This window comes from Frigoribacterium sp. CFBP 8766 (assembly GCF_014841435.1).
Taxonomy (GTDB): domain Bacteria; phylum Actinomycetota; class Actinomycetes; order Actinomycetales; family Microbacteriaceae; genus Frigoribacterium.
This window is the reverse complement of the sequence record NZ_JACYTX010000002.1, coordinates 111056-130629: the sequence shown is the minus strand read 5'-3', so window position 1 is coordinate 130629 and position 19574 is coordinate 111056. Positions and strand designations below refer to the sequence as shown.

The 19574-nt window shown below is 73.9% G+C and carries 12 protein-coding genes; 4 read left to right on the top strand and 8 right to left on the bottom strand.

Annotated elements, in window-relative coordinates; genetic code table 11:
* Positions 1-3: 3 nt before the first annotated feature.
* From IFT90_RS06465 to gabT, 4 genes are all read right to left on the bottom strand, one after another.
* The gene (locus tag IFT90_RS06465) at positions 4-1437 is read right to left on the bottom strand and encodes an NAD(P)/FAD-dependent oxidoreductase (protein ID WP_192041531.1); all 1434 of its coding nucleotides are present in this window, start codon (positions 1435-1437) and stop codon (positions 4-6) included.
* A gap of 103 nt (positions 1438-1540) precedes the next feature.
* Complete coding sequence (locus IFT90_RS06460) at positions 1541-2983, bottom strand: aminobutyraldehyde dehydrogenase (RefSeq protein WP_192041530.1); 1443 nt, start codon at positions 2981-2983, stop codon at positions 1541-1543.
* Between the two features lie 85 nt (positions 2984-3068).
* Positions 3069-4571, bottom strand: a complete 1503-nt coding sequence (locus tag IFT90_RS06455; RefSeq protein WP_192041529.1) for an NAD-dependent succinate-semialdehyde dehydrogenase — start codon at positions 4569-4571, stop codon at positions 3069-3071.
* Complete coding sequence (gabT, locus tag IFT90_RS06450) at positions 4571-5926, bottom strand: 4-aminobutyrate--2-oxoglutarate transaminase (RefSeq protein WP_192041528.1); 1356 nt, start codon at positions 5924-5926, stop codon at positions 4571-4573. The genes IFT90_RS06455 and gabT overlap by 1 nt, the downstream gene beginning before the upstream one ends.
* 121 nt (positions 5927-6047) lie before the next feature.
* Here gabT and IFT90_RS06445 point away from each other — a divergent pair, with 121 nt between their 5' ends.
* Complete coding sequence (locus tag IFT90_RS06445; RefSeq protein WP_192041527.1) at positions 6048-7586, top strand: PucR family transcriptional regulator; 1539 nt, start codon at positions 6048-6050, stop codon at positions 7584-7586.
* 25 nt (positions 7587-7611) lie between these two features.
* Positions 7612-9789: an ATP-dependent DNA helicase RecQ gene (locus IFT90_RS06440; RefSeq protein ID WP_192041526.1), complete on the top strand. Its 2178-nt coding sequence runs from the start codon at positions 7612-7614 to the stop codon at positions 9787-9789.
* Positions 9790-9850: 61 nt separating this feature from the next.
* On the opposite strand, the gene IFT90_RS06435 is transcribed toward IFT90_RS06440, so the two are convergent.
* Positions 9851-11470: a molybdopterin-dependent oxidoreductase gene (locus tag IFT90_RS06435; RefSeq protein ID WP_244644833.1), complete on the bottom strand. Its 1620-nt coding sequence runs from the start codon at positions 11468-11470 to the stop codon at positions 9851-9853.
* Positions 11471-11589: 119 nt separating this feature from the next.
* On the bottom strand, positions 11590-11874 hold the full coding sequence (locus tag IFT90_RS06430) for a hypothetical protein (protein ID WP_192041525.1): 285 nt from the start codon (positions 11872-11874) through the stop codon (positions 11590-11592).
* 48 nt (positions 11875-11922) lie between these two features.
* On the opposite strand from IFT90_RS06430, the gene IFT90_RS06425 reads away from it, so the two are divergent.
* The gene (locus IFT90_RS06425) at positions 11923-12279 is read left to right on the top strand and encodes a hypothetical protein (RefSeq protein ID WP_123545430.1); all 357 of its coding nucleotides are present in this window, start codon (positions 11923-11925) and stop codon (positions 12277-12279) included.
* Positions 12280-12405: 126 nt separating this feature from the next.
* Here the strand turns inward: IFT90_RS06425 and IFT90_RS06420 are convergent, their stop codons facing one another.
* Entirely contained in the window at positions 12406-14913 is a 2508-nt protein-coding gene (locus tag IFT90_RS06420; protein WP_192041524.1) for a glycoside hydrolase family 65 protein, read from the bottom strand.
* Positions 14910-15779, bottom strand: a complete 870-nt coding sequence (locus tag IFT90_RS06415) for a beta-phosphoglucomutase family hydrolase (protein WP_192041523.1) — start codon at positions 15777-15779, stop codon at positions 14910-14912. Before IFT90_RS06415 ends, IFT90_RS06420 begins: the two co-directional genes overlap by 4 nt.
* Before the next feature lie 195 nt (positions 15780-15974).
* Here IFT90_RS06415 and IFT90_RS06410 point away from each other — a divergent pair, with 195 nt between their 5' ends.
* Positions 15975-19574 (top strand): DEAD/DEAH box helicase, encoded by a 3600-nt coding sequence (locus IFT90_RS06410; protein ID WP_192041522.1) that lies wholly within the window; start codon positions 15975-15977, stop codon positions 19572-19574.

Below are 19574 nucleotides of genomic sequence, written 5' to 3'. Positions count from 1 at the left end.
TCCTCACGAGACGGCCGCTCCGGCGTCGGCGCTCTCGGGCTGGCCTGCGGACGCGGCCTGCGCGGATGCGTCGGCGTGTGCGTCGCGCTCCGCGAGGATCTCGGCCGCCACGTCGTGCCCGACGCGGATCGCGCCGTCGACGTGCTGGAACCCCTCCGCCGCGATGTCGCTCGACGAGAAGCGGATCGGCCCGACGGGCACCCGCTGGTCGTGGCCCCAGCGCGAGAGGCCGCCGAGGTCGAAGCTCGTCGCGTACGCGCCGCCCGTCCACTCGTCGCTCGCCCAGTCGCTCTCGAAGTAGACGACCGGCTCGGTCGCCTGCTCGCCGTAGTACGAGGCCAGCGACGCGAGGATCGCCGCGCGTCGCTCGTCGGCCGGCAGGGCGAGGAGGCGGTCGGCCTTCTCGTCGCTCACGAAGCCGACAAGGGTGCCCCGCGGGTCGTCGTGGTTCGAGTTGTCGTACGCCTCGTGCACCACCTGGTACGGGCTGAACGCCGTGCCCGAGAGACCGGCGTCGCGCCAGAACGGCGTCTCGTAGACGGCGTGCACCTTGATCACGAGGCCGAGCGAGACGTGCTGGTGCCACTGCTGGCGCAGGGCGGGCAGAGCGGGCAGGTACTCGATGCGCGAGTAGAGGTTGGGCGGCACGGCGACGACGGCCCAGCGGGCCGCGACGCGAAGCTCGGGCGTCGACGCGACGACCCCGTCGGCCGACCACTCGAGCGTCTCGACCGGCTGGCCGAGGCGCACGGCGTCGCCGAGCTGCTCCGCGAGCGTCAGCGGCACCCGCTGCAGACCGCCCACGACGCGCTTGTCGAGGATGAAGTCGGCGTCGACGAGGTTGCTGAAGCTGCCGGCGCTCGACGCCATCTGCAGCGCCTGGAGCAGCGAGAACGAGTGGGCGGGCTTCGTGAGCATCGCGTCGGCGATGAAGAGCGCGATGTTGGCCCGCGCCTCCGCGTCGTCGCTCTGCTGCTCGAGCCAGGCCGAGAACGAGACGTGGTCGAGCTCGGCGGCGCGCGGATGCTCCCAGGGGGCCGCGACGTCGGTCTCGGCGACGAGCTCGTCCATCACGACGATGAGCCGCTCGATCTCGGCCTGCGTGTGCTCGGAGGCAGGGAAGATGTCGCCCGTGAAGCGCGACGCCGTGCCGTCGGCGGAGACGTAGACGCTCTCGCCCTCGCGCCACCGGGAGTACGTCTCGAGGCCGAGCTCGCCGAGCGTGGCGATCAGGGCCGTCTGGTCGGGCGACACCCACTGGCCGCCGAGCTCGAGCATCGCCCCGTCGATCGTCTCGGTGCGCAGCCGGCCGCCGACGCGGTCACGTGCCTCGAGCACGACCACGTCGAGGCCCGCCGCGCGCAGGTCGGCGGCCGCGGTCAGGCCGCTGGCCCCCGCGCCGATGACGACGACGTCGCAGAAGGTGGTGTCGGTCATGGGGTGGTCTCCGTCGCTGGTGCGGGCACCGGGTGGTGCCGGGTGAGTGTGGGGGTCGGGCTCGGCCGGGGCGGTCCCGGCCGAGACGGTCAGGACGGTCCGGTCAGGACGAGGCGCGCGGCGAGGCGTGCGCGCTCATCACGTGCTTGACCCGGGTGTAGTCCTCGAGGCCGTAGGCGCTGAGGTCCTTGCCGTAGCCGGAGCGCTTGAAGCCGCCGTGCGGCATCTCGGCGGCGAGCGGGATGTGCGTGTTGATCCAGACGCAGCCGAAGTCGAGGTCGCGGGCGAAGCGCTCGGCCGTGGTGTGGCTGTCGGTCCAGACGCTCGAGGCCAGGGCGTAGGGCACGCCGTTGGCCAGCTCGAGCGCCTCGTCGGCCGTGCCGAACGACTGCACGGTGAGGACCGGGCCGAACACCTCGGCCTGCACGACGTCGTCGTCCTGCCGCACGCCCGTGACGATCGTCGGCGCGAAGTGGAAGCCCGTCCCGCCGACGCGGTGCCCGCCCGTCGCCACGGTCGCGTGCGCGGGCAGCGAGTCGACGACGGCCTGGACCGCGGCGAAGTGCCGCGCGTTGTTGAGGGGCCCGTAGGAGGCGCCCTCCCCGGCGTCGGGACCGGTCGTCGTCGCCTCCGCGGCGCGCACCAGCGCGGCGACCAGGTCGTCGTGGACCGACTCGTGCACGATGACGCGGGTCACCGCGGTGCAGTCCTGGCCGGCGTTGAAGAAGGCCGCCTCCGCGATCTGGGGGGCGACCACGTCGACGTCGACGTCGGGGAACACGACGGCGGGCGCCTTGCCGCCGAGCTCGAGGTGCACCCGGGCCACGCGGTCGGCAGCGGAGGTCGCGACGGCCACGCCGGCGCGGACCGAGCCCGTGATGGCGACCAGCCCGGGCACGGGGTGCTCGACGAGGGCCTGGCCCGTGCTCGCGTCGCCGAGGACGACGTTGAAGACGCCGTCGGGCAGGATGCCCTTCGTCAGGGATGCGAGCACGAGGGTCGACTCCGGCGTCGTGTCGCTCGGCTTCAGCACGATCGTGTTGCCCGCGGCGAGCGCAGGGGCGATCTTCCAGATCGCCATCATCAGGGGGTAGTTCCACGGCGTCACCTGGGCGACGACGCCGATGGGCTCGCGGCGCACCGACGAGGTGAGCCCGTCGAGGTACTCCCCCGAGGCGATGCCGTCGAGCCGGCGGGCCGCCCCGGCGAAGAACCGCACCTGGTCGGCGCCGACGGCGACCTCCTCGGCAGCGATGATCGCCTTCGGCTGCCCCGTGTCCCGGTGCTGCGCCTCGACGAGCTCGTCGCTGTGCGCGTCGAGGGCGTCGGCGAGCGCGAGCAGCGCGGCCTGGCGCACCGACGGCGTGCTGCGGCTCCAGCCGGGGAACGCCCGGGCCGCGGCCTGCACCGCCGCGTCGACGTCGGCCGCGTCGCTCACGGGCGAGACCGCGACGACCTGCTCCGTGATCGGCGAGACCACGTCGATCGTCGCGGTGCCGTGGGCGTCGACGTACCGGCCGTCGACGAAGTTCTGCAGGGTCGCCATGGTGTCCTCTCGGTGGTGCTCGGTGCTGGTGCCGTGGTGCTCGGGGCCGTGCGGGTCGGGTCGGGCGGTGCTGGTCGGCTCGGGCTCAGCCGTCCGGCTGGAGCGCGTAGGTCGTGTCGAGGTACTCGTGGATGCCCTCGCTGCCGCCCTCGCGCCCGAGTCCCGAGTGCCCGACCCCGCCGAACGGGGCCGCGGCGTTCGAGACCAGGCCGGTGTTGACGCCCAGCATGCCGGTGCGGAGCCGTCCGAGCATGCGTCGTCCACAGGCCAGGTCGGTCGTGAAGAGGTAGGCGACGAGGCCGTAGGGAGTGTCGTTGGCGAGCCGGACGGCGTCGTCCTCGTCGCGGAACGTCGTGACGGCGGCGACCGGGCCGAAGATCTCCTGGTGCATCAGGTCGGCGTCGCGGGGCACGTCGGCGAGCACGGTCGGGGCGAAGAACGAGCCGGGGCCGTCCGGCGCCGAGCCGCCCGTGACGACGCGGGCGCCCCGGGCCACGGCGTCGGCCACGAGCCGCTCGCAGGTCGCGACGGCGCGGTCGTCGATCAGCGGGCCGAGGGTCGTCCCGTCGGCCGTGCCGGGCCCGACCACCATCGCCTCGACGCGCTCGGCGAGGCGGCGCGTGAACTCGTCGGCGACCCGTTCGTGCACCAGCAGGCGGTTCGCCGCCGTGCAGGCCTGGCCGCCGTTGCGGAACTTCGCCAGCATCGCCCCGTCGACGGCGGCGTCGAGGTCGGCGTCGGCCATCACGACGAACGGGGCGTTCCCGCCGAGCTCCATCGACGTACGGAGCACGTTCTCGGCCGCCTGCGCGATCAGCACCCGGCCGACCGCGGTCGAGCCGGTGAACGAGAGCTTCCGGAGGCGCTGGTCCGCGAGCAGGGGCCCGGTCACCCCGGCCGCGTCCGTCGTGGTCAGCACGGTCACGACGCCGTCGGGGACGCCGGCCTCGCGCAGCAGCCCCGCGAACGCGATCGTCGTGAGCGGCGTCAGCTCGGCGGGCTTGACGACGACCGTGCAGCCGGCCGCGAGGGCAGGAGCGATCTTGCGGGTGGCCATGGCGAGCGGGAAGTTCCACGGGGTGACGAGGTAGCTCGGCCCGACGGGTCGGTGCGTGACGATCATGGTGCCGGTGCCCTCGGGGACGGGACCGTACCGGCCCTGGACGCGCACCGCCTCCTCGGAGAACCAGCGGAGGAACTCGCCGCCGTAGGCGACCTCGCCGCGCGCCTCGGCCAGGGGCTTGCCCATCTCGAGCGACATGAGCAGCGCGAACGACTCGCGGCGCTCGACGAGGAGGTCGAAGGCCCGGCGCAGGGTCTCTCCGCGGACGCGCGGCGGCGTGGCGGCCCACTCGTCTGCGGCGGCCACCGCCCGGTCGAGGGCACGGATCGCGTCCGCGGGGCCCTGGTCGGCGACGAGCGCGAGGACCTCGCCGGTCGCCGGGTCGTGCACGGGGAAGGTCGGGACGCCGTCGAGGGCCGGCGCGGCGGCGCCCTCGCGCACGAGCGCCACCACGTGAGGGGGGAACCCGGGCAGCGCTGCGGCGTCGGGCCGCGTCGTCCGTGCGACCGTCGACACGGGGGTCATCAGGCCGACCCGAGCGCGGCGGCGACGACGTCGAGGCCGTCGTGCAGCAGCGCGTCGTCGATGGCGAGCGGCGGCAGGAACCGGATCACGTTGCCGAAGGTGCCGCAGGTGAGGACGATGACGCCCTCGGCGTGGCAGGCGGCGGCGATCCGGCCGGTGAGCGCGGCGTCGGGCTCGCCGGTGAGCGGGTCGACGAGCTCGATCGCGATCATCGCGCCGCGGCCCCGGACGTCGCCGATGCGCGGGTCGCCCTGCTGCAGCTCGTGCAGGCGGCCGAGCAGCAGGTCGCCGATGGCGGCCGCGCGCTCGAGCAGGCCGTCGTGCTCGAACGACTCGATGGCCGCGAGGGCCGCGGCGCACGCGATCGGGTTGCCGCCGTAGGTGCCGCCGAGGCCGCCGACGTGCGGCGCGTCCATGATCTCGGCCCGGCCGGTGACGGCCGAGAGCGGCAGCCCGCCCGCGATGCCCTTCGCCGTGACGACCAGGTCGGGCACGATGCCCTCGTGCTCGCTGGCGAACATGCGGCCGGTCCGGGCGAAGCCGGTCTGCACCTCGTCGGCGATGAAGACGACGTCGTTCTCGCGGCACCAGGCGACGATCGCGGGGAGGAAGCCGGGCGCCGGCACGATGAAGCCGCCCTCGCCCTGGATCGGCTCGATGACGACGGCGGCGAGGTTCGCGGCGCCGACCTGCTTCTCGATCTGCGAGATCGCACGCGCCGCGGCCTGCGGCCCGTCGAGCCCCGCGTCCCGGTACGGGTACGACAGCGGGGCGCGGTAGATCTCGGGGGCGAAGGGCCCGAAGCCGCTCTTGTAGGGCATCGACTTGGCGGTGAGCGCCATCGTCAGGTTCGTGCGGCCGTGGTAGGCGTGGTCGAAGGCCACGACGGCGGACTTGCGCGTGTACGAGCGGGCGATCTTGACGGCGTTCTCGACCGCCTCCGCGCCGGTGTTGAAGAGCGCCGAGCGCTTGTCGTGGTCGCCGGGCGTGAGCCGGTTGAGCGCTTCGCAGACCTCGACGTAGCCGTCGTAGGCCGTGATCATGAAGCAGGAGTGCGTGAAGCGCTGCACCTGCTCGACGACCGCCTCCACGACGCCGGGGGCCGAGTTGCCGACGCCGGTCACCGCGATGCCCGAGCCGAGGTCGATCAGGGTGTTGCCGTCGACGTCGACGAGCACGCCCCCGCCGGCCGCCTCGGTGAAGACGGGCAGCGAGACGCCGACGCCCGCGGCGACCGCGCCGCGCTTGCGCTCCATCAGCTCGCGGCTGCGCGGACCGGGCACCTCGGTGACGAGACGGCGGCGCTGCTCGAGGCCGGGGCCTCCGCGCGGGGTGGTGACTGTGGTGCTCGACATGCAGGCGCTCCTTCGACGTTGCGGCGACTCTAGGGAGCCGGGGCACACCTCCTCGACCGACAGTTCGTCGTGCTCGGCGCGATCTTCTGCCAGATCGGCAGGCCGGTGCTAGGTTCAGCGCGTGCGCCCCACCGTCCGAGCCCTCGTCCGCCAGGCTCCCCTCGGCCTGCGCCTCCTCGACCCGACCACGCGCACCGACGAGCCGCTCTCGTGGGTGCACAGCTCCGACCTCGTCGACCCGTCGCCCTTCGTCGCCGCCTCGACCATGCTGCTGACGACGGGCAGCCAGTTCGGCGCCGACGCGACGCAGGACGACTACGACGCCTGGGTCGGCCGGGTCGTCGGCGCCGGCGTGGTCGCCCTCGGGTTCGGCGCCGGCGTGCACCGGCCCGACACGCCCGTCGAGCTCGTGCTCGCCGCCTCCGCCCTCGGGGCGCCCGTCGTCGAGGTCCCCTGGCGCACCCCCTTCATCGCCGTCGCCCGCTGGGCGGCCGACCAGCTGGCCGAGGAGGCGCGCGACCGCGACCGCTGGACGCTGCGGGCCCAGCGCGCGGTCTCGGTGGCGGCCATCGGCGACGGCGGGCTCGACGCCGTGCTGCGGGTGCTCGGCGAGCAGCTCGGCGGGTCGGTCGTGCTTCACGGGTCGGACGCCGCGGCCGACGAGGGACGGGTCGACCAGCGGCAGGTCGACCAGGGGCAGGGCGACCAGCGGCAGGTCGAGGCCGAGGTCGCGCGGCTCCTGCGCCGCGGGGCCCGGGCCGGCAGCACCGTGACCGTCCCCGGCGCCGTCGTGTCGCTGCAGACCCTCGGCCGGCGGGACGGCCTCCGCGGCGTCCTCGCCGTCCGCACCCCCGCCGAGCTCGACACGGCGGCCCGGGCCGTCCTCACCAGCGTCGTCGCCCTCGCCGAGGTCACCCTCGAGCGCGACGTCGCCCGGCTGCGCGGGCAGCGCGAGCTGTGGCGGCAGGTGTGGTCGCTGCTGGTGGCAGGGCAGGTCGAGGTGGCACGGTCCATCACACGGTCGGTCGGGGTGGGCATCGCCGCGGGACCGGTCGTCGTGGCCCTCGCCGCGCCTCCTCGCGACTCGCCCGACCGCGCGACCGAGGCCGTCGAGCGGCTCGCCGCCGGTCGGCCCGACGTCTTCGTCGCGCTCGTCGACGGGAGGATCGCCGTGCTCGCCGCCGAGAGCGCCGTCGACCTGCCCGCGCTCGCCGCCGCCCACGGCCTGCGGATCGGCGTCTCGGACGTCACCGACCTCGACCACCTCGCCGGTGCCGCGGCACAGGCCGAGCGCGCCCTCGCCGTCGCGACGTCGTCCGCCGAGGAGGCGGTGGTCACCTGGGCGAGCCTCGCGGCCGGCGGCCTCGTGGCCGCGCTCTGGTCGGAGGGGGCCGCCGAGCTCGCGTCGTCCGGCCTCGCCCCCGTGGTCGCCCTGCCCGACGGCGACGAGCTGCTCGCCTGCTGCCGGACGTGGCTCGAGCACAACTGCGCGTGGGACCCGGCCGCCCGCCGACTCGGCCTGCACCGCCACAGCCTCCGCGCGCGGGTGGCCAAGGTCGAGTCCCTGCTGGGGCTGCCGCTCGACGGGTTCGCCGGGCGGGCCGAGCTGTGGGCGCTGTTGCAGGCCGCGGGCGCGGGAGGCGGCACCGGGCCTCGCTGACGGTGGCCCGTGACAGCATGGCCGGATGACGACGAGCAGCAGCCCGGCCAGCACCGCGACCGACCGTCCCGCAGCGACTCACAGTGACGGGGCGACCGACATCGACGCCGAGGCCCTCGAGCTGCTGCGGGCCCTGACGGGCCGTGACGACGCCGTGTTCCACGACGGCCAGCTCGAGGCGATCCGGGCGCTCGTCGCCGACCGTCGTCGCGCCCTCGTCGTGCAGCGCACCGGCTGGGGCAAGTCGGCCGTCTACTTCATCGCGACCCTGCTGCTCCGCCGCCGGGGCGGCGGGCCGACGCTGCTGGTGTCGCCGCTCCTCGCCCTGATGCGCGACCAGGTGGCCGCGGCGAGCCGCGCCGGCGTGCGGGCGGTCGCGGTCAACTCGGCGAACGCGCACGAGTGGTCCGACGTGCAGCAGGCCCTCGCGGCCGACGAGGTCGACGTGCTGCTCGTCTCGCCCGAGCGGCTCAACAACCCGCGGTTCCGCGACGAGCAGCTGCCGGTGCTGGTGGCCCGCCTCGGAATGCTCGTCGTCGACGAGGCGCACTGCATCAGCGACTGGGGCCACGACTTCCGGCCCGACTACCGGCGGCTCGCCGACCTCATCCGCACCCTGCCGACGACGGTGCCCGTGCTGGCCACGACGGCGACCGCGAACGAGCGGGTCGTCGCCGACGTGGAGGAGCAGCTGACGGCGGGGCCGGACGACCAGGTGCTGACGATCCGCGGCTCGCTGGCCCGCGCCTCCCTGCGGCTCGGCGTGCTGACGCTGCCCACCTCGCGTGACCGGCTCGGCTGGCTGCTCAGCCACCTCGACGACCTGCCGGGCAGCGGCATCATCTACACGCTCACCGTCTCGGCGGCCGACGACACGGCCCGCCTGCTCCGTGAGGCCGGCCACGCGGTGCGCTCGTACTCGGGCCGCACCGACAACGAAGAGAGGGAGGCGCTCGAGGGCCAGCTCAAGCGCAACGAGCTCAAGGCGCTCGTCGCCACCAGCGCCCTCGGCATGGGATTCGACAAGCCCGACCTCGGCTTCGTGGTGCACCTCGGGGCGCCGTCGTCGCCCGTCGCCTACTACCAGCAGATCGGCCGCGCGGGGCGCGCGACCGACAACGCCGACGTGCTGCTGCTGCCGGGCACGGAGGACGCCGAGATCTGGCAGTACTTCGCGACCGCCTCGATGCCGTCCGAGGCCCGCGCGTCAGCTGTCCTCGCCGAGCTCGGCGACACGCCGCTGTCGACGCCGGCCCTCGAGGCCCGGGTCGACGTCAAGCGCTCGCCGCTCGAGCTGATGCTCAAGGTGCTCGACGTCGACGGCGCGGTGTCGCGGGTGCAGGGCGGCTGGGTCAGCACGGGTCGGCCCTGGGTCTACGACGCCGAGCGCTACGGGCGCATCGGCGAGGCACGGGTCGCGGAGCAGCAGTCGATGATCTCCTACGAGCGCGCGACGACCTGCCGCATGCAGATGCTCCAGCTCGACCTCGACGACCCGGCCGCGGCACCCTGCGGCCGGTGCGACATCTGTGCCGGTGCCTGGTACCCGAGCGAGATCGGCGGCGAGGCCGCCGCGTCGGCCTCGACCTCCCTCGACCGGGTCGGCGTCGAGATCGAGCCCCGGGCCCAGTGGCCGACGGGCGCCGACCGGGCTGGAGTTCCCGCCAAGGGCAAGATCGCCGAGGGCGAGCGAATCGAGACCGGCCGCGCGCTGGCCCGCCTCACCGACCTCGGCTGGGGCACGACGCTGCGCCAGGTCTTCGCGGCCGGTGCCGAGGATGCACCGCTCACCAAGGCGCTGCTCGACGGGGTGGTCCGCGTGCTCAAGGAGTGGCCGTGGGCCGAGCGTCCGGTCGGCGTCGTCGCGATGCCGTCGTCGTCGCGGCCGCAGCTCGTCGGCTCGCTCGCCGAGGCGATCAGCAGCGTGGGGCGCCTCCCCCTGCTCGGCTCGCTCACCCCGACGCGACCATCGGCCGGTCGGGGCAGCGGAGGAGGCGGCAACAGCGTCTACCGCCTCGCCGACGTCTGGCAGGCGGTCGAGGTCGGCCCCGAGCTGGCGGCCGCGCTGGCGCAGGTCTCCGGGCCCGTGCTGCTCGTCGACGACCTCGTCGACAGCCGCTGGACGATGACGACCGCCGGGCGCGAGCTGCGCCGAGCGGGGGCGTCGGCCGTGCTGCCGTTCTCGCTTGGCGTCGTGGGCTGAGCTCGTTCGCCGAGCCGGCCTGTCGGGGGTGACGGGCTGACGAACTGACAGGCTGCCGCGCTCAGCGCACCGACACCGCGTGCTCGTCCCAGCCCTCGGCGCCGTTGGGCGCGGGCGGCAGCTCGGTCTCCGACTGCACGGTCCCGTCGGCGCTCGTCGCCCGCACGCGCAGCGTGTGCCCGCCGGACGACGCCGACCACCGGTAGACCCACTGCACCCAGGTGTCGGGCGAGATCGACTCCGCCAGCTCGGCCTCGTCCCACGTGCCTCCGTCGACCTGCACCTCGACGCGCGAGACGCCGGTGTGCGGGTGCCAGGCCACTCCGGCGACAGCGACCGTGCCGGCGTCGACGGTCGTCCCGGCGGCGGGCACGTCGATGCGCGACTCGAGCTTGACCGGGCCGAGGGCGTCCCAGCCGCGAGGGGTCCAGTAGCCCTCGGCGTCGGCGAAGCGCGTCACCTCGAGCTCGGTCACCCACTTCGTCGCCGAGACGTAGCCGAAGAGGCCGGGCACGACGAGGCGAGCGGGGAACCCGTGCTCCTGGGGCAGGGGCTGGCCGTTCATGCCGATCGCGAGCAGCGCCTCCGTGTCGTCGTCCTGCAGCACCTCGAGCGGCGTGCCCGCGGTGAAGCCGTCGATGCTGCGCGAGAGCACCATGTCGGCGCCGGCCTGCGGCCGGGCCCGAGCGAGCAGGTCGCGGAGCGGGTAGCCGAGCCAGAGCGCCGTGCCGATCAGCGTGCCGCCGACCTCGTTCGAGACGCAGCTGAGCGTGGCCGTGTGCTCGACGAGCGGCAGCGCGAGCACGTCGTCGAACGTGAGCACCACCTCCTCGTCGACCAGGCCGTGGATGCGCAGCGACCAGTCCCCCGGGTCGATGCCGGGCACCCGCAGGGCGGTGTCGATCCGGTAGAACTCGTCGTTCGGCGTGATGTACGACGTGAGGCCGTCGACGTCGAGCGAGGCGCCCGCGGGCACCGCCTCCTCGGCGGTCGCCGCGGCGGGCAGGCGCAGGGCCGCGCGCAGCTGCGTCACGTTCGCCCGCGTCGCGTTCCAGGCACGGGCACCGGTGCCGAGCAGCACCGAGGCCGCACCGGCGGCGCCCGCGAGCAGCACGAAGCTGCGACGCTCCAGGCCGGGGCCGCGGAGGGGCGGCGCGGGCACCGAGGCCTCGGACCAGCCGGTGCGGGTGGTCGCCTGCCAGCGGGAGAGCCTCCGGACGAGCGCCGTGAGCAGCAGCAGGGCGACCAGCGTGCCGACGGCCGTGGGCACCCCGTCGATGCTCGACGAGTCGGCACGGGTGAGCACGGCGATCATCGCGAGCACTCCCCCGAGGCCGAAGACGACCTTGCCGGCCGGGGGCCGACGGAGCTCGGCGAGACCCGCACCCGCCGTGATGACGGCCAGCAGCACGCCCATCAGGGTGAAGAGCGCGATCTTGTCGCCGGTGCCGAAGAGGGCGACCATCGTGTCCTTGGCCACGGGAGGTGCGAGGTCGATCACCGCGGAGCCCACCGCGTAGAGCGGGCTGCCGCCGGGGCCGGTCACGACGGCGGCGAGCTCGGCCGAGGCGAGGAACGCCGCCGCCGAGACGACGCCGGCGACCGCGGCCCAGCCCGAGGAGGCGCGGGTCGACATGCCCTCGCGGGTCGCTGCTGCGGGTGGGTCGAGGCGCACGGACATGCGGTCAGGCTAGGCGGCGCCGCTCGGGATCCGCTGGGGCCGGACGAGGCGACCGGGCACGGGTCGTCGGCCCGCTGCGGGTCGTCGGCGGCCGGCGGTCACGTTCGGTCGGCCGTCGGTCACTCGTCGTCGTCGACGAGGCTCTCCATCAGCTCGACGATGAACGCGACGGACGACTCGGACCCGGCGGCCGGCTCGACGTCGTCGTCCGCGTCGACGACGAGCAGGGGGATGCCGGGGCCGACCACGAGCTGCGCCATGTGGGCCACGCCGCCGAGGCGCGCGGCGACCGGCACGCGGAAGGTGCGGTCGTCGTCGCTGAACTCCATGGCGGCGGCGAGCAGCACCTCGGCCAGCTCGTCGGTCACGATCAGTTCCTGGCCTGCGTAGAACAGCGTCTTCATGGCTGCCACCCTACGGGCGCGGCACGCGCGTGCCGTAGCCTCGGGCGCATGGCAGAGAAGCGAGCACCTCAGGTCGAGACCGGCGACGCGGACGTGACCCGCGCCTCCTTGGAGCTGTCGCTGCCGGTGTCGCTGTTGGCGGGCGTCGTGCGCCGCGCCGTGCAGTCGACCCCAGCGTTCTCGTTCACGTCGGCCGACGAGCAGGGCGCGCGGCTGATCCGCCGCTCGGCGACGGCGAGCGACGCCGACACCGTCCACCTCGTCTTCGAGGAGGCGGGCGCGGGCAGCCGCATCTCCGGCGAGGTGCACGCGCCGGCCGGCACCATCGGCGTCAGCGTCAAGAAGCGCGACGCCGACACGATCGCGCTGTTCGACGCCATCGCGTCGGCGGCCGGGCCCTTCTAGCCCGTCGCTCGAGCTAGCCGAGCCGAGCCACCCCGAGCCCGACCCCGACCCCGAGACCGAGAACGGCCGGCCCCTCCGAGGAGGTGCCGGCCGCGTTCCCGAGGACGTCGAGCGCTGGCTCGCTGGCTACGACGAGGCCTCGTCGTCGTCGTGCCGGTCGGCGCTGATCGTCGGGATCGACGCCGTGATGACCGAGCCGTCGGCCCGGACCAGCCCGCGCAGGTCGCTCGTCGTCGGCACCTTCGTCGTGATGCGGGGCCCCTGGTCGTCGAGCGCGACGCGCACCGGGCGATCGCTCGGCACCTCGACGGTCTCGCCGCGGACGCTGACCGTGAGGCCCTCGCCGTCCTCGATCGTGAAGACGATCTCGTCGACGGCCAGCTCGACGCGGAGGCGGCTGCCCTTGACCGTCAGCCGGAACGTGAGCTCCTCCCAGTCGGCGGGCAGGCGCGGGTCGAAGCTGATGCCGCCGAGGTAGTCGCGCATGCCGCCGTAGCCGTTCACCAGCGCGCTCCAGATGCCGCCGGTCGACGCGACGTGGACGCCGTCGGCCGTGTTGCGGTGCAGGTCGGCGAGGTCGACGTAGAGCGACGACAGGAAGTACTGCATCGAGAGCTGGTGGTGGCCCACCTCGGCCGCGATGATCGACTGGACGACGCCCGAGAGGGTCGAGTCGCCCGTCGTCAGGGCGTCGTAGTACTCGAAGTCGCGCAGCTTCTGCTCGGCCGTGAACTCGTCGCCCTGCAGGAACAGCGCGAGCACGACGTCGGCCTGCTTGAGCACCTGGAACCGGTAGATCACCAGCGGGTGGTAGTGCAGCAGCAGGGGGCGCTTGTTGGCGGGCGTCGCGTCGAGGTCCCACAGCTCCTTGTCGAGGAACTGCGCGTCCTGCGGGTGGATGCCTCGGTGCTCGTCGTAGGGGATCTCCATCGCCTCGGCCGCGAGCTGCCACCCCGTGATCTCGTCGTCGTCGAGGCCGAGCCGGGCGACCATCCGCTCGTGGGCGACCGGCGACTCCTCGGCGAGCTTCGCCACGTAGCGGACCGCGGCCCGGAGGTTCGCCCGCGCCATCACGTTCGTGTAGAGGTTGTCGTCGACGACCGTCGTGTACTCGTCGGGGCCCGTGACGCCGTCGATGTGGAACCGCTGGTCGCCGTTGGAGCGCCAGAAGCCGAGGTCGGCCCAGAGGCGGGCGGTCTCGACGAGGATGTCGACCCCGCCGCGCTCCATGAAGTCGAGGTCGCCCGTGGCCTGCACGTACTGGCTCAGGGCGTGGCTGATGTCCGCGTCGATGTGGTACTGCGCCGTGCCGGCCGCGTAGTACGCCGACGACTCCAGGCCGTTGATGGTCCGCCACGGGAAGAGCGCCCCGCGCTGGTTCAGCTCGCCCGCCCGGTCCCGGGCCGCGTCGAGCATCCCGAGGCGGAAGCGCAGCGCGTTGCGCGCCACGTTGGGCGCGGTGTAGGTGAGGAACGGGAGCACGTAGATCTCGGTGTCCCAGAAGTAGTGGCCGCCGTAGCCGGAACCCGTCACGCCCTTGGCCGCGATGCCCTGGCCGTCGGTGCGGGCCGTCGCCTGGGCGAGCTGGAAGAGGTTCCAGCGCACGGCCTGCTGGATCTCGGGCTGGCCCCCGACGACGACGTCGGTCCGGGCCCAGTAGTCGTCGAGCCAGGCGCGCTGCTTGTCGAACATCGCCTGGGGCGGCTCCTCCGCGGCGCGGTCGAGCGTGCGGTCGCAGCGGTCGGCGAGCTCGCGCGGGGGCACGCCGCGGCTCGTGTGGTACGTCACCGTCTTGATCATCCGCACGGGCACGCCGGCCTTCGCCCGCACCCGGTAGACGTGCTTCGAGAGGTCGTCGTCGATCGACGACGACTCGTCCCACTCGTTGTCCGTCTCCATCAGGTGGTCGGCGCCGACCGCGATGGTCATGCCCGAGTTCGTCGTGCGGTAGCCGAGCACCGCGCGCGCGCCTCCGTTGCGGGCGAGGACCGGCTGCAGCACCCGGTCCTCGAACGACTCGGCGCGGCGGGGGTCGAAGGCGTCGGCCGCCGCGCGCATGCCCGCGTGGTACTCGTCGCCCATGTCCTGGCGGTTGAGGATCTGGCTCGAGATCAGCAGCGACGCGTCCGCGTCGAGCACGGTGACCTCGTAGTCGATGATCGCGAGGTGGCGGTCCTCGAGGCTGACCAGCCGACGGCTCGTCACGAGCACGCGCTTGCCCGAGGGCGTCCGCCACTCGACCTCGCGGCTCAGGACGCCGTCCTGGAAGTCGAGACGCCGGCAGTGCCGCAGGATGTCGGCCTCGAACAGCACGAACGGCTCGTCGTCGACGTAGAGCCGGATCACCTTGGCGTCGGGCACGTTGACGATCGTCTGGCCGACGCGGGCGAAGCCGAACGCCTCCTCCGCGTGACGGATCGGCCACGTCTCGTGGAACCCGTTCACGTAGGTGCCGAACGAGTGGCCGCCCCGGCCCTCGTCGGGGTTGCCGCGGAGGCCGAGGTAGCCGTTGCCGACGGCGAAGATCGTCTCCGTGACGCCCTCGTCGCCCTGGTTGTACTCGTCCTCGACGAGCGCCCACTCGTCGACGGGGAACCGGTTGCGGTCGAGCGGGTCGGAGGTGATGTGGTTCACGGCTGTGCCTCTGCGGTCTGGGTGCTGGTCGTGTCGGTGGTGCCGGTGCCGGTGCTGGTGGCGGCGGCGGTGCCGGCCGCGGCCGTGCGGGCCGGGTCGGGCGTCGAGGAGGCGCGGACCGAGCCGAGCGCGGCCACCACCTCCTGCAGGTCGTCGACGACCACGTCGGCGCCGGAGCGGAGCAGGGCGTCGCGGCCGGTGCCGCGGTCGACGCCGAGCACGAGGCCGAACGAGCCGGCACGGCCGGCCTCGACCCCGCTCGTCGCGTCCTCGACGACGACGCAGTCGGCGGCCGTGAGGCCGAGGCGGCGTGCGCCCTCGAGGTAGGTGTCGGGGGCGGGCTTGCCCGCGATGTCCTCGGCGGCGGCCACCGCGCCGTCGACGATCACATCGAAGCGGTCGCGAAGGCCCGCGGCCACGAGCACGGGCACGGCGTTGCGCGAGCTGGACACGACGGCGACCCTCACGCCCAGGGCGATCGCGCGGTCGAGGAACTCGACGCTGCCCGGGTAGGGCTCGACGCCGTTCTCGTCCAGCTCGGCCGCGAAGACGGCGTTCTTGCGGTTGCCGAGGCCGCGCACGGTCTCGGCGTCCGGGCTGTCGTCGTCCGTGCCCTCGGGCAGCTCGACGCCGCGTGCGGCGAGCATCGCGCGGACGCCGTCGTAGCGGGGGCGCCCGTCGACGTGCTCGAAGTAGTCGGCGTCGGTGTACGGGTCAAGCCCGTGCGCCGAGAACCAGTCGTTGAAGAGGCGGGACCAGGCGCGCATGTGCACCTCGGCCGTGGGCGTGAGCACGCCGTCGAGGTCGAAGAGGAGCGCGCCGAGCTCGCCGAGGCGGGACGCGTCGCGCGGGAGGGTGGAGGCCATGCACAGGTCCTTGGAGGAGGGGGTCGGTCAGAGGCGTTCGGAGCGCCCCGGGGCGACGACGGCCCGTGGTGCGTCACAAGTCTGGCACCAGCGCGAGCTCGTCGACGACGAGGCGCGCAGGGCACCGCCGACCGGGCGCGCCGAGGCCTGGACGAGGACGGCGTCGATGTCGTCGGCACCTGACAGCATGGGGTCATGAACGCGTCCCCGGAGCCCGGTGCACCCGCGCCCCTGGTCGACGCCGTCGACGTCATCCGCCTGGTCGGGCCTCGCGCTTTCTCCCGCGCCAAGGAATACGCGAGGGACGACCACGTCCTCTCCTCCTCGTGGGACGTCGAGGGGCAGGCGCTCACGGCCGAGGTGCGCGGCAGCGTTGCCGCGCCCTACCGGTGCCGCGTCGTCCTCGCCCCGGGCCGCGGCGAGCACGGTCGCCCCACGAGCAGCGAGTGCAGCTGCCCGCTCGGCGGCGACTGCAAGCACGTCGCCGCCGCGCTGCTGGCCAACAACGCACGGGTGCTGACGCCCGGGGCGGGGTTCGTGCAGGCCGCCTCGACCGCCGGAGGCGCGGGCTGGTCGACGGGCATCGCCGGCGACGACGAGACGGTCGCCTCCTCCGGCGGTGCCGCGGGGGCCTCGATCTCGACCGCGGCCGGCCCCGGCACGGGTCCCTCCTCCTCCTCTGACTGGCGTTCGCGCCTGTCGCAGCTCACCGATCCGCCGCGGCCGGTCGACGCCCGCACCACCCGGATGGGCCTCCTCTTCGAGCGTCGACCGCGGGCACGACCGTCGCGCAGCCGGTGGGACGCCCCCTCGCCCGCACCGCTCGTCGACGCGCACGACCGTGCCTCGGGCGGGCTGGGCCGGGGCGGGACGGGTGGGGGCGGGCTGGTGACGGGGGCCTCCCCCGGCGGGCCGGCGGGCGCCTCCTGGCGTCTCGGGGTGCGACCGGTCAGCCTCAGCCGCACGGGCAACTGGGTGCGGGGCGACCTGACGTGGACGTCGCTGCCGTACCAGATGAACCGGCTGCAGATCGCGGCCGACGTGCACGCCTGGTTCGGCCAGTTCGCGGCCCTGCACCGCTCGGTGCACGCGGCCTACGTGCCGGGCGAGAGCGACTGGCTGATGCTCGACGACTTCTCCAGTCCGCTGCTCTGGCCCCTGCTCGACGAGGCCGACCGGCTCGGGATCGCCCTGGTGACGGGCAAGCGGAGCACCGACGTCACCGTCGCCTCGAGCGCCCGCGTGAGCGTCGACGCTCGACGCGACGACGACGGGGGCCTCGTCCTCGTGGCGGGCGTGACGGTCGACGGCGCGCTGCGCACGGGCGACGAGACGGGCACGGTGGCCGACCACGGCGTCTACCTCGTGACGCCCGACCCCTCCTTGTCGATCGTGCTCGCGCCGACGCCGGTGCCGCTCGGCGACGAGCAGCGACGGCTGCTGACGTCGGCGCGCGAGGTCGTCGTGCCCGCCGACGACGCGGACGAGTTCCTCCGCGACTTCTACCCCTCGCTGCAGCAGGCCGTGGCGGTGACGAGCAGCGACGACTCCGTCGTGTTCCCCGAGGTGCTGCCGCCGCAGCTCGTGCTGACGGCCGCGTTCGGCACGGGCGACAGCCTCACGCTCGCCTGGCACTGGGAGGTCGCGGGCCGCGTCGTGCCCCTCGGCTCGGCGGCGCCGGCACCCGGGGTCGTCGTGCCCGACGTCGAGTCATGGGGGGTCCCCGCCCGGGGAACGAGGCTCCGCGGGGTCGCGGCGGCCGAGTTCGCACACGCGCGCCTCCCCGACCTCGAGGCTCGACGCGACGTCCGCGTCGACGTCGTCGGGGAGCGCCCCGACTACCGCGAGCTCACGGAGGCGCCGCACCTGACCGTGACGACGATCGAGACCGACAAGCGCGACTGGTTCGACCTCGGCGTGCTCGTCACGATCGAGGGGCGCACCGTGCCGTTCGTCCCGCTGCTCACGGCGCTGGCCAAGCGGCAGCGCAAGATGCTGCTCGTCGACAAGTCGTACCTCTCGCTGACGCACCCGGCCTTCGACGAGCTCAAGCGCCTGATCGACGAGGCGACCTCGCTCGACGAGTGGGAGGTCGAGACGCCGCGCATCAGCCGCTACCAAGCCGGGCTCTGGGCCGAGTTCGACGACCTCGCCGACGCGACCGTGCAGGCCGAGAGCTGGCGGCGGACGGTGGGCGGGCTGCTCGCGCTGGCCGATGCGGCCGAGGGTGCCGACGGCGCTGAGGGCGCCGACGACGGTGACCGTGGCCCTGCCGGCGTCGTGGCCGCTGCCTCGTCGGTGTCGGTCCCCATGTCGGTCACGGCGACGCTCCGGCCCTACCAGCTCGAGGGCTTCCGCTGGCTGGCGTTCCTGTACGAGCACGGGCTCGGCGGGGTCCTCGCCGACGACATGGGGCTCGGCAAGACGCTGCAGACGCTCGCGCTGGTCGCGCACGTCCGCGAGACCGAGGCAACCGCAGCGGCAGCGGCAGCAGCAGCAGCAGCGGCGAGCGCCGGCTCCTCCGGCGGCGGCGACTCGCCCGACGCCCCGACGCCTGCCCCGTTCCTCGTCGTCGCCCCCACCTCCGTCGTCTCGGGCTGGGCCGCCGAGGCCGCGCGCTTCACCCCGGGCCTCACGGTCCGCACGATCACCGAGACCGAGGCGAAGAGCCGCGGGAGCCTGCGGGAGGCGGCGGCCGAGGCCGACGTGGTGGTCACCTCCTACGCGTTGTTCCGTCTCGACTTCGCGGCGTACTCCGCGCACTCGTGGGCGGCGCTGGTGCTCGACGAGGCCCAGAACGTGAAGAACCCGCAGTCGCAGACGCACCGGTGCGCCGTCGACCTCGACGTGCCGGTGACGATCGCCATCACGGGCACCCCGCTCGAGAACGGCCTGCTGGACCTCTGGGCCCTGTTCCGCATCGTCGCGCCCGGGCTGCTCTCGACGAGCGTCCGCTTCTCGGACGACTGGCTGAAGCCGATCGCGACAGGTGAGCGCCCCGAGCTGCTGCAGGCGCTGCGGCGTCGGATCCGCCCGTTGATGCTGAGGCGCACGAAGGAGCTCGTGGCACCCGAGCTGCCGGAGAAACAGGAACAGGTGCTCCGCGTCGACCTGGCACCCGCGCACCGCGAGCTCTACGACGCGTTCCTGCAGCGGGAGCGCCTCAAGCTGCTCGACCTCATCGACGACCTCGACCGCAACCGGTTCATCGTGTTCCGCTCGCTCACCCTGCTGCGGATGCTCGCGCTCGACGCGGTGCTGATGAACCCTGCCTACGACGACGTGCCCTCGGCGAAGCTCGACCAGCTGCTCGACGAGATCGACGACGTGGTCGCGGGCGGGCACCGTGCGCTCGTGTTCAGCCAGTTCACGTCGTTCCTGTCACGCGTCGCCGACCGACTCGCCGAGAGGGGGGTCGCCCACGAGTACCTCGACGGGTCGACGAGGCGCCGGGCCGACGTGATCGAGCGGTTTCGCTCGGGCGGGTCGCCGGTGTTCCTCATCAGCCTCAAGGCCGGCGGGGTCGGCCTCAACCTGACCGAGGCCGACTACGTCTTCGTGCTCGATCCGTGGTGGAACCCCGCCGCCGAGTCGCAGGCGGTCGACCGCGCCCACCGCATCGGCCAGACGAAGCGGGTGATGGTCTACCGGATGATCGCGAACGACACGATCGAGGAGAAGGTCCTCGCGCTCAGCCGCAAGAAGGCCGCCCTCTTCGACGCGGTCGTCGACGACGACGCCGTCTTCAGCTCGTCGCTCACCGCGGACGACATCCGCGGCCTGCTCGACGCCTGA